The sequence below is a fragment of the Halovenus anhuiensis genome, from assembly GCF_037080055.1.
GTDB lineage: Archaea > Halobacteriota > Halobacteria > Halobacteriales > Haloarculaceae > Halovenus.
Window position 1 is genome coordinate 17,160 of sequence record NZ_JBAOJI010000003.1, and the last position, 13,602, is coordinate 30,761.

Annotated in this window: 17 protein-coding genes and 2 tRNA genes; 5 read left to right on the top strand and 14 right to left on the bottom strand. The window is 62.2% G+C overall.

The window, feature by feature from the left end; genetic code table 11:
• From V8P86_RS08750 to V8P86_RS08795, 10 genes are all read right to left on the bottom strand, one after another.
• Complete coding sequence (locus V8P86_RS08750; protein WP_336326882.1) at positions 1-201, bottom strand: DNA-directed RNA polymerase subunit N; 201 nt, start codon at positions 199-201, stop codon at positions 1-3.
• Positions 202-207: 6 nt separating this feature from the next.
• Complete coding sequence (locus V8P86_RS08755; protein ID WP_336326883.1) at positions 208-606, bottom strand: 30S ribosomal protein S9; 399 nt, start codon at positions 604-606, stop codon at positions 208-210.
• Positions 600-1,037, bottom strand: a complete 438-nt coding sequence (locus V8P86_RS08760; RefSeq protein ID WP_336326884.1) for a 50S ribosomal protein L13 — start codon at positions 1,035-1,037, stop codon at positions 600-602. The genes V8P86_RS08755 and V8P86_RS08760 overlap by 7 nt, the downstream gene beginning before the upstream one ends.
• The gene (locus V8P86_RS08765) at positions 1,034-1,384 is read right to left on the bottom strand and encodes a 50S ribosomal protein L18e (protein WP_336326885.1); all 351 of its coding nucleotides are present in this window, start codon (positions 1,382-1,384) and stop codon (positions 1,034-1,036) included. The genes V8P86_RS08760 and V8P86_RS08765 overlap by 4 nt, the downstream gene beginning before the upstream one ends.
• A gap of 21 nt (positions 1,385-1,405) precedes the next feature.
• Positions 1,406-1,490: transfer RNA gene (locus V8P86_RS08770), tRNA-Leu, on the bottom strand.
• Positions 1,491-1,595: 105 nt separating this feature from the next.
• Positions 1,596-2,384 (bottom strand): DNA-directed RNA polymerase subunit D, encoded by a 789-nt coding sequence (locus tag V8P86_RS08775; RefSeq protein WP_336326886.1) that lies wholly within the window; start codon positions 2,382-2,384, stop codon positions 1,596-1,598.
• Positions 2,385-2,387: 3 nt separating this feature from the next.
• Complete coding sequence (locus V8P86_RS08780; RefSeq protein ID WP_336326887.1) at positions 2,388-2,771, bottom strand: 30S ribosomal protein S11; 384 nt, start codon at positions 2,769-2,771, stop codon at positions 2,388-2,390.
• A complete protein-coding gene (locus V8P86_RS08785) occupies positions 2,772-3,296 on the bottom strand; it encodes a 30S ribosomal protein S4 (RefSeq protein WP_336326888.1) in 525 nt (174 codons plus the stop codon).
• Entirely contained in the window at positions 3,297-3,815 is a 519-nt protein-coding gene (locus tag V8P86_RS08790) for a 30S ribosomal protein S13 (RefSeq protein ID WP_336326889.1), read from the bottom strand. It lies immediately after the preceding gene.
• Positions 3,816-3,832: 17 nt separating this feature from the next.
• Positions 3,833-3,915: transfer RNA gene (locus V8P86_RS08795), tRNA-Ser, on the bottom strand.
• Between the two features lie 203 nt (positions 3,916-4,118).
• Between V8P86_RS08795 and V8P86_RS08800 the strand changes: the two genes are divergently transcribed.
• Together V8P86_RS08800 and V8P86_RS08805 are read left to right on the top strand one after the other, a co-directional pair.
• A complete protein-coding gene (locus V8P86_RS08800; protein ID WP_336326890.1) occupies positions 4,119-5,171 on the top strand; it encodes an Mrp/NBP35 family ATP-binding protein in 1,053 nt (350 codons plus the stop codon).
• 55 nt (positions 5,172-5,226) lie between these two features.
• Positions 5,227-5,823: a DUF3267 domain-containing protein gene (locus V8P86_RS08805; protein ID WP_336326891.1), complete on the top strand. Its 597-nt coding sequence runs from the start codon at positions 5,227-5,229 to the stop codon at positions 5,821-5,823.
• Here V8P86_RS08805 and V8P86_RS08810 read toward each other — a convergent pair whose 3' ends face one another.
• Positions 5,824-7,005 carry a threonine synthase gene (locus tag V8P86_RS08810; RefSeq protein WP_336326892.1) on the bottom strand — a complete coding sequence of 394 codons (1,182 nt, stop codon included), beginning with the start codon at positions 7,003-7,005 and terminating at the stop codon, positions 5,824-5,826.
• 233 nt (positions 7,006-7,238) lie between these two features.
• Between V8P86_RS08810 and V8P86_RS08815 the strand changes: the two genes are divergently transcribed.
• A complete protein-coding gene (locus tag V8P86_RS08815; RefSeq protein ID WP_336326893.1) occupies positions 7,239-8,240 on the top strand; it encodes a sensor histidine kinase in 1,002 nt (333 codons plus the stop codon).
• A 70-nt stretch (positions 8,241-8,310) separates the two neighbouring features.
• Entirely contained in the window at positions 8,311-9,573 is a 1,263-nt protein-coding gene (locus V8P86_RS08820) for an NAD(P)/FAD-dependent oxidoreductase (RefSeq protein ID WP_336326894.1), read from the top strand.
• Here the strand turns inward: V8P86_RS08820 and V8P86_RS08825 are convergent, their stop codons facing one another.
• Positions 9,574-10,554: a halocyanin domain-containing protein gene (locus V8P86_RS08825; protein WP_336326895.1), complete on the bottom strand. Its 981-nt coding sequence runs from the start codon at positions 10,552-10,554 to the stop codon at positions 9,574-9,576.
• Between the two features lie 76 nt (positions 10,555-10,630).
• Positions 10,631-11,089, bottom strand: coding sequence for an MGMT family protein (locus V8P86_RS08830; protein ID WP_336326896.1), 459 nt, complete (start codon positions 11,087-11,089; stop codon positions 10,631-10,633).
• Positions 11,090-11,434: 345 nt separating this feature from the next.
• On the opposite strand from V8P86_RS08830, the gene V8P86_RS08835 reads away from it, so the two are divergent.
• The gene (locus V8P86_RS08835; RefSeq protein WP_336327288.1) at positions 11,435-12,964 is read left to right on the top strand and encodes a cryptochrome/photolyase family protein; all 1,530 of its coding nucleotides are present in this window, start codon (positions 11,435-11,437) and stop codon (positions 12,962-12,964) included.
• On the opposite strand, the gene V8P86_RS08840 is transcribed toward V8P86_RS08835, so the two are convergent.
• Positions 12,959-13,477, bottom strand: coding sequence for a DUF7978 family protein (locus V8P86_RS08840; protein ID WP_336326897.1), 519 nt, complete (start codon positions 13,475-13,477; stop codon positions 12,959-12,961). The genes V8P86_RS08835 and V8P86_RS08840 overlap by 6 nt on opposite strands.
• Positions 13,478-13,602: the final 125 nt, after the last annotated feature.

Below are 13,602 nucleotides of genomic sequence, written 5' to 3' on the forward strand. Positions count from 1 at the left end.
TTACTGATACGGTGCGACGATATCGACGAGATCCTTGTGCGAAACGAGCATCCGCCGACAGCAGTGTCGTTCGACACCGAGTTCGTCGAGTACCTTGGCCGGATCCTCCGGATCGTCGGCCTCGCGGGTCCGATGTTTGAACTCCTCCCAGTGTTCGCCGACCACGTTACCGCAGGTGAAACACCGGACTGGTACCATCATGGATGATCACCGATAGGATTTCTGGTAGCGCGCCCGGGCACCCGGACCGCCCCATTTCTTGGCTTCGCTCTGTCGAACGTCGTTGACCAGCAGCGACCGGTCGAACTCCATGTACGCATCCCGCAGTTCGGCGTCGTTCGTGTGCTGGACCAGTCCGCGTGCGATGGCTGTCCGGGCAGCGTCTGCCTGGCCCATGACACCGCCACCTTCGACGCTGACATCGATATCGATGCTGTCGCGCAGGTCGTCGTCGGTGATGCGGAATGGCTCCAAGATTTTGAGCTGTGCCATCTCGGGGTCGACGAGTTCGACGGGCTGGGAGTCGATTCGGACTTTCCCAGAGCCGTCACGGATTGTCGCCCGTGCGATTGCCGTCTTCTTCTTGCCTGATGTGTTCGTTACCATGTGACGTTTGCTCCGAGTGATTCACTGATCTCCCCGAGGGAGACGAATTTGATGTTCGATAGTCGATCCAGCGAGGTGCCGTCGAGAATCTCCCCGTCGTCCTCGTACGGATTGCCGAGGTAGACGCGGGTGTTCTCGAGGGCTTCCCGGCCGCGCGGTTTCTTGTGCGGCACCATCCCGCGGATGGAGCGTTTGAAGATGCGGTCGGGCTGTTTCGGGTAGGCCGGCCCGCGGTCCGAGCCGACATCCCGCCGTTTCTGGAAGGTTTCGATGATCTGTTCCTCTCGACCGGTGATCACGGCTCGCTCCGCGTTGACGACGGCGACCGTCTCGCCGTCCAGCGCACGCTCCGCGACGTGGGAAGCGACGCGGCCGAGGATGCAGTCGCCTGCATCTACGACGAGGTCAGCCTCGATCGTGCTGACGCTCATCGGATCACCCGTACGTTCGATCCGTCTTCGTTCTGTTCAAGTGCCTCTTCGAGTTTCATGGTATCGCCAACCTGTTCGATTTTGGTCTGCGCTGTTCCCGAAAAGTCCACGGCGGCGACGGTGACATCCTTCTGCAGGACACCGCTGCCGAGGACCTTGCCGGGCACCACGACGGTCTCGCCAGCCTGGGCGTACCGCTCGATGCGGCCCAGGTTGACTTCTGCGTGAGTGCTCCGGGGTTTCTCCAGTCGGTCGGCGACGTCACTCCAGACGTCGCCCTCGGAGTTCCGGGCAGCCGACTTCAGATCGGCGATGAGACTGTTTAGTCTCGGGTTCGTCTTACTCATGACCTACCTCCTGATGAAAAATGCAGGGAGCAGGATTTGAACCTGCGGACCCCTACGGGACAGCGCCCTGAACGCTGCGCCGTTGGCCAGACTTGGCTATCCCTGCACGTATTCGATGTTGGTGGCCGTCCCCCCAAACCGTTTTCGATTTCTCCGGCGTCGCCGCTCTCCAGCGACGCTGGTTCCGTCCGGGTTCGGGAGGACTGCCCTGTCATAGTTGAATCGATTCTTTCAGTTCCGCAGCGCGATCTTCGATCGTGCCGACGGCCTCGACGACGAGTTCGTCGACGCTGAACGAGCCATCCGTCTCGACATCGAAGACGAACGCGCCGTCGATATCCGTCACTTCTACGTCCTTGCCGGGGTACCGGTTCGTCAGGTCGTTGTCGAAGGCCTCCGTCGGGACGAGTTGGCCGTTCTCCGGCTCGTACCCGCCAGTTTCGACGGCGTCCTCGGCGGCCTGTTCCTGGATGACCCCGCGCAGCACGTGCGGTTCCTCGTCGTCGAACTCGCCGGCGTCGCCGACGACATCGATTTCCTGGAGATGCCGGTAGGAGACGGCCACGCCGCCCTGGTGTTTGGCGTGTTCCTTGCCGACATCGAGGACGGCGTCGGCTTCGAGTTCCAGCCGCTGCCCCTCCTTCAGGTCGATGATCGGGATATTTTCGTCGGCTGGCTGGACCAGTTCGTCACTGGAGACCAGATCGCCCGAGTAGGCCGTCTCCGGCCCTTCGACGTCCAGCGAGAGGGTGACTTCCTCGCCCCCCTGAAACTCACCGGGCGGGGTCGTCAGCGGAACGAGTCCCAGCCGCAGTCCGATCTGCTCGTCGAACATCACGCTCGAGTTCTCGATGAACCGAACGGTGTCGATGCTGAAGGTGGGCACGTCCGCGATCATCGCCCGGCGAATGCCGTTGGCGAAGGCCGGCGTAATCGGACGAACGACGAATCGCGCCGAGCGCTCCGACCGGTCGACGAACTGGACCTCGTAATCCTCCATGTGTTAGAACCCGGCGTTTTTCGGTCCGCGAGTTCCGTCGTGTGGAATCGGGGTCACGTCTTCGATCCGGCCGATTTCGAGGCCGGCTCGTGCCAGCGCTCGAATCGTCGCCTGCGCGCCCGGACCGGGGTTGGTCTGCTGGTTGCCACCCGGACCACGAACGCGGACGTGGACGCCCTCGATTCCCTGTGCCTGTACGTCTTCTGCGACCGCTTCGGCCATCTGCATCGCCGCGTATGGCGAGGCCTCGTCGCGGTTCTGTTTGACGACCGTCCCGCCGCTGGATTTGGCGATGGTTTCAGCGCCGGTCTGGTCGGTGATCGTGATGATCGTGTTGTTGAACGATGCGTGCACGTGGGCAATGCCCCATTTGTCTTCTTCAGCCATTTATTGTTCCTCCGCTCGTTCTGGGTGAAGTTCGTCCGTCAGCGGCGAACTCTCGTCGAATCCGACGGTGCCCTCCTCGGTGACCTCGACCTTGTAGGAGGGGATGCTGACCTGACTCCCCTCGACCGTGATGTGGCCGTGGGAGATGAACTGTCGGGCCTGCTCCGGCGTGTTGGCGTAGCCCTTCCGGTAGACGACCGTCTGGAGTCGCCGTTCGAGGATGTCCGTCACGTCCAGCGCCAGCACGTCGTTGAGTCCGTCCTCGTCGCCGAGCACGCCGATACGTTTGAGTCGGGTGAGGAACTCCTCACCTTCGACGCCCGCTGCGGCAGCGTCGCCGCCGGCCTCGCCGATCAGGCGTCGGGCCTCACGGCGGAACTGTCGCAGTTCCGACTGGGCCTTCCAGAGTTCCTCTTTGTTCTTGAGTCCGTACTTGCCCGACAGCCCCATCTCCTCGGAAATCCGCTCGCCCTGGTATGGGTGATTCGGCGTCTCGTAGAACTTCGTGTTCTGTCCAAGTGCCATTTATTCCTCCTCCTCGTCGCCGCCTTCTGCGGCTTCTTCTTTGATCGCTTCGACGTTGACCCCGATGGTCCCCTCGGTACGACCGGTGGACTTCGTTCGCTGGCCGCGGACCTTCTGGCCGCGCTTGTGTCGAACTCCCTTGTAGGAGTCGATCATCTTCATGCGGTTGATGTCCTGCCGGCGGGTGAGTTCGAGGTCGTTGCCGATCTCGTGGGTTGTCTCGCCGTCGAAGAAGTCGTTGCGGTGGTTCGTGAGCCACTCGGGGACTTCCTCTGCGAAACCTTCGACGTACGATTTGATCTCTTCGATCTCGTCGTCTTCGAGCGCACCGAAGGTTGCGCGGCGGTCGATACCTGCCTTGTCGGCGATAATACGCGCTGATCGCCGTCCAATACCGTCGAGTTCGGTCAGCGACCGCTCGACTGACTTGGTGCCGTCGAGGTCGGCCTGACCGATGCGGACGAAGTAACGAATGTCGTCGTCTTCTTCCTCCGCGTCTGTGGGTTCTTCTGCACTCATGGATGGTGGATGTTACACGTCGTGGCGGGGATTCGAACCCCGGAGGCATTATGCCACATGGTTAGCAACCATGCGCCTTGGGCCGCTTGGCTACCACGACACGTGTAGCTTGTATGTATTTCCGCCCATTGCTGGACTCGGGGCCCGACGCCCCTACACGATTCTATCATGTCTTCCGATGCCGGCCTATTTAAACACAACGATCCCCCTCCCACCTGGTGGCGCTGTCACATACGGCTTCGGTGCTGGTTCCGTGTACGTGGTTCACAACCCTTTTCGCCTGCAATCTCCCTATTTGTAGCTATGAGTACACCGGACGAATCCGCGATCCGCGAGCGCCTCTCCGGAGTCATCGACCCGGACCTCGGCGAAGACATCGTCTCTCTTGATCTCATCAACGGTATCGACATCGACCACGACGAGGAGACGATCTATCTCGACCTCACCCTCGGTGCGCCCTTCTCACCCGGCGAGACCCAAATTGCAGAGGAGACTCGGGAAGCACTCGCTGACTTTTCGTACGACCTCGAACTGTCGGCCTCGGTCGACCGCGGACTCGACCCCGAAGATGAGATTCTCCCACACGTCCAGAACATCATCGCCGTCGCCTCCGGGAAAGGCGGCGTCGGCAAGAGTACCGTCGCGGTCAACCTCGCGGCCGGCCTCGCGGACATGGGCGCACGCGTAGGATTATTCGACGCAGATGTATACGGCCCGAACGTCCCGCGGATGGTCGACGCCGACGAACGACCCTCTGCGACTGAAGACGAACAGATCATCCCGCCCGAACAGTACGGAATGAAATTAATGAGTATGGACTTCCTCCTCGGCGAGGACGACCCGGTCATCTGGCGCGGCCCGATGGTCCACAAGGTCCTCACCCAACTCTGGGAGGATGTCGACTGGGGCTATCTCGATTACATGGTCATCGACCTGCCGCCGGGCACCGGCGATACCCAACTGACGATGCTCCAGAGCGTGCCCGTCTCCGGCGCTGTCATCGTCACGACGCCGCAGGATGTCGCCATCGACGACGCCCGCAAAGGACTCGAAATGTTCGGCGAACACGAGACGCCCGTGCTGGGAATCGTCGAGAACATGTCTTCGTTCCACTGTCCGGACTGCGGCGGCCGACACGACATCTTCGGCAGTGGCGGCGGCAGCGAACTGGCCGACGACGTACAGTTGCCCTTCCTCGGCGAGATTCCACTCGATCCGTCGATCCGTGAGGGTGGCGACGACGGCGAACCGATGGTCCTCGGCGAGGGCGAGACCAGCGAGAAACTCCGAGAGTTCGCCCACACGACGGCAGATATGCAGGGGATCATTCACCGCCGACAGAAGAGCGGTCGGTAGTCCCCGGTTGCGAACCCAAAGATTCCTATCGTTTTCGCTGTACGTCTCGTAACGAATGGCAGAGACGCCGCCAGCACAGTCGACGAGACGGATCGTGCCGGATCCACCGCAGGGATTTACGGGTCCACGCCGACTCGGACAGTCTTCGCTGATTCTTACCGTTGGCGGTGCTGTGCTCACGCTCGTCGCGGGTGTCGCGTTTTTCAGCCTCTACACGACCGTTCAGCCGGGTGGTATCGACTGGGCTGCAGGTCCGATCACGCTGTGGATTCCGCCGGTTGCCGGAATCGTGCTGACGGTTCTTTTCCACGAAGGAACCCACGGGCTCGCCTACCGATATTTCGGCTACGAAATCGAATACGGCATCTCTTGGCGTGGGTTCCACACGGCCGCACCCGGTCAACTGCACAGCAGGCGAGAGAGTATCTGGATCACAGTCGCGCCGCTACTCGTCGTGACACCCATCGGTCTGTTTTATCTCTTCTCCCCTGTCCAACCACTTGCACAGGTCGGGCTCTATCTGCTGGTGCTCAACACAGCAGGATCGATAGCTGACCTCGAACAACTCGGCCGACTACTCGGGGTGCCCCGCGACTCCTTGGTCTGTGATGGAGCGGAAACGTACATCTACCTCCCGACAGACACAGTCTAATCAGATCCCTTTGCTCATCAGGTGACTGCGGAGGATATCGGCCTCGCGGTTCGCCGTTGCGGGGTTGATCAGCACCACAGCGTCGTCTTCGTCGAATGCGCCCGATTCGGCGAGTTTAGTCAGACCAGCGACGGCCGTCGCGCCGGTCGCGCTCACTGGCACGCCGTCCTGAGCGAGGGTCGTCCCGGCTTCGAGCAGTTCCTTGTCCTCGACGGCGACTGCGCCACCGTCGGTCGCATCGAGTGCGTCCAGCACGTACTCGCCGCCCTCCGGATCCGGAATCTCCAGCGCGCCTGCGATCGTATCTGGCTGTTCGACCGGCGTGATTTCCTCGTTGCCTTCCCACGCCTCGACGATGGATGCACAGCCGTTGGGCTGGGCGGCGTACAGGCGCGGCACGGCTTCGATTGCGCCCGTCGCGGCGAGTTCTCGGAAACCGCGGTGGATGCCGAGCAGTCCAGTGCCGTGAGCGGTCGGGTGGACGACGGCGTCGGGCGCGCTGCCGACGCTTTTGGCGAGTTCGTAGGCAATCGTCTTCGCACCTTCGTGGCGGAACGGCGTTCCGAACGGCGCGAGCGAGTACCAGTCTTCATCCTCGCTGGCGGATTCGAATGCCTCGGCGGCGTCGCCGTAGCGGCCGCCGACGACGTTCATCTCGCCGCCGTGGACGTTGATCATCGCCTTCGTCTCGAATGTCGCCCGCGAGGGGACGAAACTCGTCGATTCGAGGCCTGCGCGGGCGGCGTAAGCCGCGGCCGACTGGCCGGCGTTGCCGGTCGTCGGCAGCGCAACCGCTTCGACGCCGTGTTCCGCCGCGGCGGCGACGGCGACAGCCATCTCCCGGTCGGTGATCCCACCGGTCGCGTTGCGCGCCTCGTCTTTGAGATGGACTCCACCAACGCCGGCCTCCTCGGCGAGCGTCGGGCAGTCGACGGTCGGCGTCCCGCCTTCCTCGACTGTGGGGATGGCGTCGACAGTGAACGGCAGAACATCGGCGAACTGCGCGAGTCCCGCGGCGGAGTCACCGCCGAATAGCTGATCGTGGGCGGTTTCGAGCACGCTCTCGTCGTAGACTGGTTCGAGCACGCCGCCGCAGTCCGCACAGCGGTTCGGCCCGTTGATACCGAACTCCGTGCCGCAGTCCAGACACCGAAGCCCGTCGAAGCCGTCAGTCGTTTGCATACTGGGGGGTTGGACTGCGCTCACTAATTCCTGCCGTCTGCTCCGGATCGGTGAGAACGGTGGGAGAATTGCTCAGATCGCTGGATCGTTTCTTCTCTGAGACTGTTGGCTCTGATGACAAAAATGATATACGTTCCGTATCTCAATCGTATATCGAGATGAGCAGTCGGTTATTGCCGGAGAGTTGGTTACTCCGACTAATTATCGGGTTGGGTGTTGTGACCGCGGTGGTCATGTCTGGAGAGGTTGTTCTCATTGTCACCGGAGTGGTTTCGATTCCTGATGGTTACACGACGGCGTTCTTTACTTCGGTTCTCTCTGTCGCCGGATTGCTGTACGGCGGCTACTGGACGTGGGTGAACGATATTTCTCCGGAGCGGTACCGCCGGTTGACCGGCTGGTGTTTCGCGGGAGCGGGGCTGTTTCTCGTGATCAATCTCGGATTCATGCTGGCGATCCCGCCGGAGTCCCTGTTCATGACCGTGAGCTGGATTCGCTGGGCCGTCAGTCTGGGCGGTGTGATCGGGCTGGCACTCGGTCTCTTCGAGGCGCGAGCGATCGAACGCGCCGTCGAAGCCGAGCGAAGTCGTCTCCGCCGACAGGAACTCCAGCAGGAACGTGACCAACTCGACGAGTTCGCTGGTATCGTCTCTCACGACCTCCGAAACCCGCTCAACGTCGCCTCTACACGGCTCTCTCTCGCCCAGGAGGAGTGTGACAGTGAACATCTCGACGACGTATCGCGGTCACTCGAGCGGATGGACGAACTGATCGATGACCTTCTCACACTCGCCCGGCACGGCCAGACGGCACGGGAGACCGAGCCGGTTGATCTCGGAGCCACCGCTCGGCTCTGCTGGGAGACCGTCGAGACGACAGATGCGACGTGTGAGGTTACGGTCGACAGAACCATTCTCGCCGACGAGAGCCGACTGCGGCAGTTGCTGGAGAACCTCATCCGCAACGCAATCGAACACGGCGGCGAGGACGTGACCGTGACGATTGGCGAACTCCCCAACGGATTTTACGTCGAGGATACGGGCCCCGGAATCCCCGAGGAGATCCGCGAGTCCGTCTTCGAGACTGGCTGCTCGACGACCGAGGCGGGAACGGGACTCGGTCTCAGCATCGCCGAGGAAATCGCTGAGGCCCACGACTGGGACATCGAGATCACTGATGGCTCAGACGGCAGGACACGGTTCGAGATTACCGGCGTCGTGTTCGCTGCGGAGTAGTTCGGGCACGCTGGGGCCGAGCGGCCGACTCCTCGTAGCCATTTTACTGATGGGCGACAACGTCCCGAGTATGACCGATGTGATCGTCGCCGGCGGTGGACTGGCTGGACTCGTCGCCGCCCGACACTTGGCGGCCAAGGGCGCGGACGTGACTGTCTTCGAGCAAAACGACGATGTCGGCGGCCGCGTCCGAACCGACCACGGTGATGGGTTCACCTTCGACCGCGGATTTCAGGTGCTCTTTACTGCCTACCCCGCCGTGCAGGACGAACTCGACCTCGCGGCGTTAGATCTGCGTGCGTTCCGGCCCGGCGCGATTCTCGCCAAACCCGGCGAGCGTTCGACGCTCGCTGATCCGCTGCGCGACCCGAAGGCGCTGCTGCCGTCGCTGCTCAACCGCGACGTATCGTTCGGGGACAAACTCCGGACGTTCAAACTCCGCTGGGCGATGAGTCGCAAACCGATCGCCGATATCCTCGCCGAAGACCACGAGAGCATCGACGACGCCCTCCGTGGACTGGGGTTCTCCGAGCAATTCCGCGACCGTTTCGCCGCACCTTTCTACGGCGGGATCACGCTCGACCGCTCGCTGTCGACCTCTCGGCTGGTCTTCGAGTACACCTTCAAGATGCTGTCGACCGGCAAGATTGTCGTCCCGAGTGCGGGGATGCAAGCAATTCCCGAGCAACTCGCCACGTCTGCTCGTGAGGCGGGCGCGACGCTCGAAACCGGGCGGACTGTCCACTCCCTTTCACACGATTCCGACGGTGTTGAGTGTGAGATTGACGGCGAGACCATCGAAGCCGATGGTGCCGTGGTGGCTACAGACCCGAAATCGGCCCGCGAACTAACCGACTGCGAGGGCATTCCGACCGACGGCGACGGCTGTGTCACGCAGTACTTCTCGCTCCCGGAGACCCAGCCGCTGGGGACCGACGGTCGGCTCATTCTCAACACCGTCGACGACAGACCGAACCAGATCGCGCCGCTGTCGGCTGTCGCGCCGGAGTACGCCCCCGACGGCCAGCAACTGCTGAGTGCGACGTTCCTCGGGACACCCGAGGAAAGCGACGAGGAACTGGCTGCGGAGGTACGGGATACCCTCGAATCGTGGTATCCGAAACACAGCTTCGGCGAGCTAGAACTGCTCGAAACACACCGGATCCCCTTCGCACAGTTCGAGCAACCATCCGGCTTCACCGAGGAACTTCCCGCGGCCGACGCGCCGGAGGGACCGGTCTATCTGGCCGGTGAATTCACCGAGTGGTCCTCGATTCAGGGGGCGATGGAGAGCGGGCGGACCGCGGCGCGTCTCGTTTCGCGGGACCTCTAATCACCCCTCGACGACGATGGCACCGTGCATCCCGACGGCTTGGTGCGGTGTACAGTAGTACAGATATGCTCCGGTTTCCTCGACCACCGTTGTGTAGGTGCGGGTTTCGCTCTGCACTATCTCCCCACTATCGAATTTGCTCGCGCTTTCCTCGGCCGAGACGACGTTGTGAGCACCGCCCTCTCCAGTCCACTCCCAGACGATTTCAGTTCCGGGATCGACAATCACTGCCGGCGGATCGAACGAGAGTCCGCTCTCACCGCCCCCGACTGAAATCGTCACCGAGTCCTGTCCCGTGAAGTCGGTGAACTCCCCGTCGTACTGTTGGGCATCGTTATCTTCGAGGTACTCGTCGGCCTTTGCGGCTGGGCCGTCGTAATCCGGTTCGGGTGGTTCTGAATCGCCATCGTTCGTCCCGTTCGGTTCGGCCTCACCGCCTTCTCCGACGACGACAGCACCCCACATCCCTATCGCGCGATGTGGCTGGCAGGCGTAGAGGTAGTTCCCCTCTTCTTCGAACGTCGCCGAGTACGTCGTTTCTTGCTCGGCGACCGGATCACCGCTGTCGAACGCTCCTTCGGGTTCCATCGCGAGGACGTTGTGCGCACCGCCGTCGCCACTCCATCGCCAGGTCACCTGCGTGCCAGGAGCGACCTGTACAACGGGCGGGTCGAATGCGAGTCCATTCTCTCCACCGCCGACTGTGATCTCGACAGAATCCGATTCAAGCATGTTGGCGATCTCTCCGTCGTAATTCTGCGTATCGCGCTCTCTGAGCGCGTCGTCGACTGGGGCGGGTGGTGAGTCGAGCGCCGCTGTGGTGTCGCCTGCTGTTACACCGTCATCGTTCGGTTCCTCGTCGGGCTGGTCTCCGTCCGAGTTATCGTTATTTTCGGCCGCGTCTTCGTCGACACAGCCAGCGAGGAGGGCAAGACCGACACCAGCACCGAGCCGCCGGAGGTACGTTCGCCTGTTTGTCATCCTTCATTTTCCACGTAATTTACAACTCGTATCAGTCTTGTGGAGCGTTTCTGGAAGCGAAACAAACTCTACTTTCTCAGAGTCCTTCGAGGGCTCGGAGTTTAGAGGCCACGTCTGAGGGCATTCCGCTCGGGCCGTCGTTCACGCGGTGTGTCGGGATGAAAATCGGCGCGGGATTGGCTGCGAGGGCGTCCTGTACCGCGGCCAGATCATCTTCGTCCTCCGGACTGCGACCGGGAACCATCATCGTCACCTGTCTCACTGTTCCGCTGTCGCCGTAGGGAATCTCTCGGACTTTCTCCAGTACGTCTCGCTTGTCCGTCGCCATCGTCAACGCGACAGTCACGTCCGCGAACTCGTCTTCTTCGCCCTGCAGATACGCCTCGATACGGTCGAGTAGTTCGTGCGTTGACTCCGCCTCGGCGTCGGGTTCGTACGGGAACTCGACGGAGAGGACCCGTCCCTGTGCGATGCCGAGTTGCACGTACCGATCCAGAAAATTCGACTCGCGTGCGTAGATGCCGGCGTCTTCCATACACTGAGTGTCGGCGTCCCGAGGTTTGTGTGTGTCGACGGGGGCGCGGTGGTGGCGTTCAGTTAATAGCTGTATTGCGGAGCGTAGCGATGTAACTGACCCGGAAGCCCCCTCGCGTTCGACCGGTTGTGACTCGCTGTAGTCCTCGGATGGCGTCATGCGGTCCTTGCGTCGTCTCACCGGACCGAGCACTCAGTCTTTTCCAGTCCCACCCAACAGTGGCTTGTGCAGGACACCTCCGCGTATTTGAACACCATGTGCTCAGTGCCACGAGGATTTACGGTCGTCCAGTCCAATCTCCCGGCGATGGTCGGACCCGTCGTCGGAGACGCCCCCGAGTACGACATGACTGACGAGCATCGCGTCCCCTGGGTGCTGGGTACCCAACTCCACCCCGAGGTGGGACCGCTCGGCCGCGCCCCCGAGGGGAGTCGCGTGCTCATGATCGAAGCCCACGACTTTGCCCGCCGCAAACCGTATCACCACGACAAACTCACGCTGGTCTTCGCCGCGATGCGGCAGTTCCGGGATCAACTCCGCGACCGTGGCTACGCTGTCGAGTACATCCAGGCCGACACCTTCCGCGAGGGATTGGCGACCTACTTCGAGGCCTACCCCGAGGATACCCTGGTCGCGATGCGCTCGCCGAGTTACCGCAGCGGGCCGCGGATGGCCGAACTCGTCGGTGAGGTCGGCGGCGACCTCGAAGTCGTCGACAACGAACTGTTCGTGAGCACACGGCAGGCCTTCGACGAGTGGGCCAACGGCGACACCGACTCCTTCCGACACGAGACGTTCTACCGGTGGATGCGCCGCGAATCGGGCGTCCTCCTCACAGACGACGGCAATCCGGTCGGCGGGGACTGGAACCTCGACGAGGAGAATCAGGAGTTCCCGCCGCCGGAGTGGGACTCGCCGGAGCGTCACGAGGTCGAGCACGACGCGACCGTCCGAGAAGTCAGCGAGTGGGTCAGCGCGGAGTTCGAGACGTGGGGTGATGACGAAGCGTTCGTCTGGCCGACGACCCGGGAGCAGGCACTCGACGTACTGGATCAGTTCTGCGATCAGCGACTCCCCGAATTCGGCCCGTATCAGGACGCGATGCGGAGTGAGGACTGGGCGATGGCTCACGCACTGCTCAGTCCAGCAATCAACCTCGGTCTCTTGCATCCGTGGGAGGCGATCACCGAAATCGAGGAGGCGTACGAATCGCGTGAAGACGTTCCGCTCAACTCCGCAGAAGGTGTCCTCCGACAACTGCTCGGCTGGCGGGAGTTCATGCGGCACGTCTACCGCCACGCGATGCCAGAACTTGCTTCGGCAAATCAACTTGGTGCAACCAAGCAATTACCTGACTTGTATTGGAGCAGCGAGACGGAGATGAACTGCCTCGCCGAGACGGTCGAAGACGTTCACGAACGCGGCTACGCCCATCACATCCAGCGGCTGATGATCCTCGCCAACTTCGCCACGCTGTGGGGGGTCGAACCCGACCAACTGAACGACTGGTTTCACGCCACCTACGTCGACGCCTATCACTGGGTGACGACGCCGAACGTCGTCGAGATGGGCCAGTACGGCTCCGGCGTCTTCGCGACCAAACCGTACGTCTCCTCGGCGAGTTACGTCGACCGGATGAGCGATTACTGCGGCGACTGCCACTACTACAAGACCAAAGATACGGGCGACCGGGCCTGTCCGTTCAACGCACTGTACTGGGACTTTCTGGCTCGCAACGAGGAGCAACTCCGGAGCAACCATCGCATGGGGCTGATGTACAGCCACGTCGACACCAAACGGGAGAACGGCGACCTTGCCGAGATCAGAGACCGGGCCGATGAGCTTCGAGCGATGGCCGAGGCTGGCGAGTTATGACTGCGACACTCCGGCGGTTCTCCGGTCGTATCTGTCGCTGAGTACTCCGCCAATTCCCCCGAGCAGGCCCGGAATCACAATGCCCACGAGCAGCGTCGGAGCCATCATTCTGATGGGCGTAATCGCGCCGTGGCCGAGGACGAGCGCAACGCTCACGATGAGTGTCACGGGAACGTAGCCGACCGCGATGGAACTGCCTGTCCGGAAGCCAGTTCCGACCCGGTCCCGGACGTGCTGGGTGACGACGAAACCGGCCACCACGAGCACGGTTGCGAGAACGACGGTGTACGGGACAACTGGCCACTGCACGGTGAACTGCCAGACCGGCAGGTGGGCCGCGTGGTGAACGAGGAGATAGCCGATACCGTCCGAGCGTTCCCAGACGCCGGTTGCGGGGGCAACGCCGGCGAGTGCGGTCCCGACGATCACTGCAACCCCGAGCAGATAGGCGGCTCCGCCGGCAACCAGACCGCTCGCCGCCGGTGACTCCTCCGGAGCGGACAGAAGCGCCATACCACTCGTTCAGCGCAGCGACGCAAAAATCGTTTGCCGATGACTTGGCCTGTGAACAAGCCGGAGCGGGAACCGCGGAGGAGATCCAGCGACCATCTGTCGCGTCGCAGTGAAGATCCCAGCCC

Coding starts and splice junctions, on each gene's coding strand:
- V8P86_RS08750 (WP_336326882.1), bottom strand. CDS start 201: ATGATGGTACCAGTCCGGTGTTTCACCTGCGGTAACGTGGTCGGCGAA.
- V8P86_RS08755 (WP_336326883.1), bottom strand. CDS start 606: ATGGTAACGAACACATCAGGCAAGAAGAAGACGGCAATCGCACGGGCG.
- V8P86_RS08760 (WP_336326884.1), bottom strand. CDS start 1,037: ATGAGCGTCAGCACGATCGAGGCTGACCTCGTCGTAGATGCAGGCGAC.
- V8P86_RS08765 (WP_336326885.1), bottom strand. CDS start 1,384: ATGAGTAAGACGAACCCGAGACTAAACAGTCTCATCGCCGATCTGAAG.
- V8P86_RS08775 (WP_336326886.1), bottom strand. CDS start 2,384: ATGGAGGATTACGAGGTCCAGTTCGTCGACCGGTCGGAGCGCTCGGCG.
- V8P86_RS08780 (WP_336326887.1), bottom strand. CDS start 2,771: ATGGCTGAAGAAGACAAATGGGGCATTGCCCACGTGCACGCATCGTTC.
- V8P86_RS08785 (WP_336326888.1), bottom strand. CDS start 3,296: ATGGCACTTGGACAGAACACGAAGTTCTACGAGACGCCGAATCACCCA.
- V8P86_RS08790 (WP_336326889.1), bottom strand. CDS start 3,815: ATGAGTGCAGAAGAACCCACAGACGCGGAGGAAGAAGACGACGACATT.
- V8P86_RS08800 (WP_336326890.1), top strand. CDS start 4,119: ATGAGTACACCGGACGAATCCGCGATCCGCGAGCGCCTCTCCGGAGTC.
- V8P86_RS08805 (WP_336326891.1), top strand. CDS start 5,227: ATGGCAGAGACGCCGCCAGCACAGTCGACGAGACGGATCGTGCCGGAT.
- V8P86_RS08810 (WP_336326892.1), bottom strand. CDS start 7,005: ATGCAAACGACTGACGGCTTCGACGGGCTTCGGTGTCTGGACTGCGGC.
- V8P86_RS08815 (WP_336326893.1), top strand. CDS start 7,239: ATGTCTGGAGAGGTTGTTCTCATTGTCACCGGAGTGGTTTCGATTCCT.
- V8P86_RS08820 (WP_336326894.1), top strand. CDS start 8,311: ATGACCGATGTGATCGTCGCCGGCGGTGGACTGGCTGGACTCGTCGCC.
- V8P86_RS08825 (WP_336326895.1), bottom strand. CDS start 10,554: ATGACAAACAGGCGAACGTACCTCCGGCGGCTCGGTGCTGGTGTCGGT.
- V8P86_RS08830 (WP_336326896.1), bottom strand. CDS start 11,089: ATGGAAGACGCCGGCATCTACGCACGCGAGTCGAATTTTCTGGATCGG.
- V8P86_RS08835 (WP_336327288.1), top strand. CDS start 11,435: ATGACTGACGAGCATCGCGTCCCCTGGGTGCTGGGTACCCAACTCCAC.
- V8P86_RS08840 (WP_336326897.1), bottom strand. CDS start 13,477: ATGGCGCTTCTGTCCGCTCCGGAGGAGTCACCGGCGGCGAGCGGTCTG.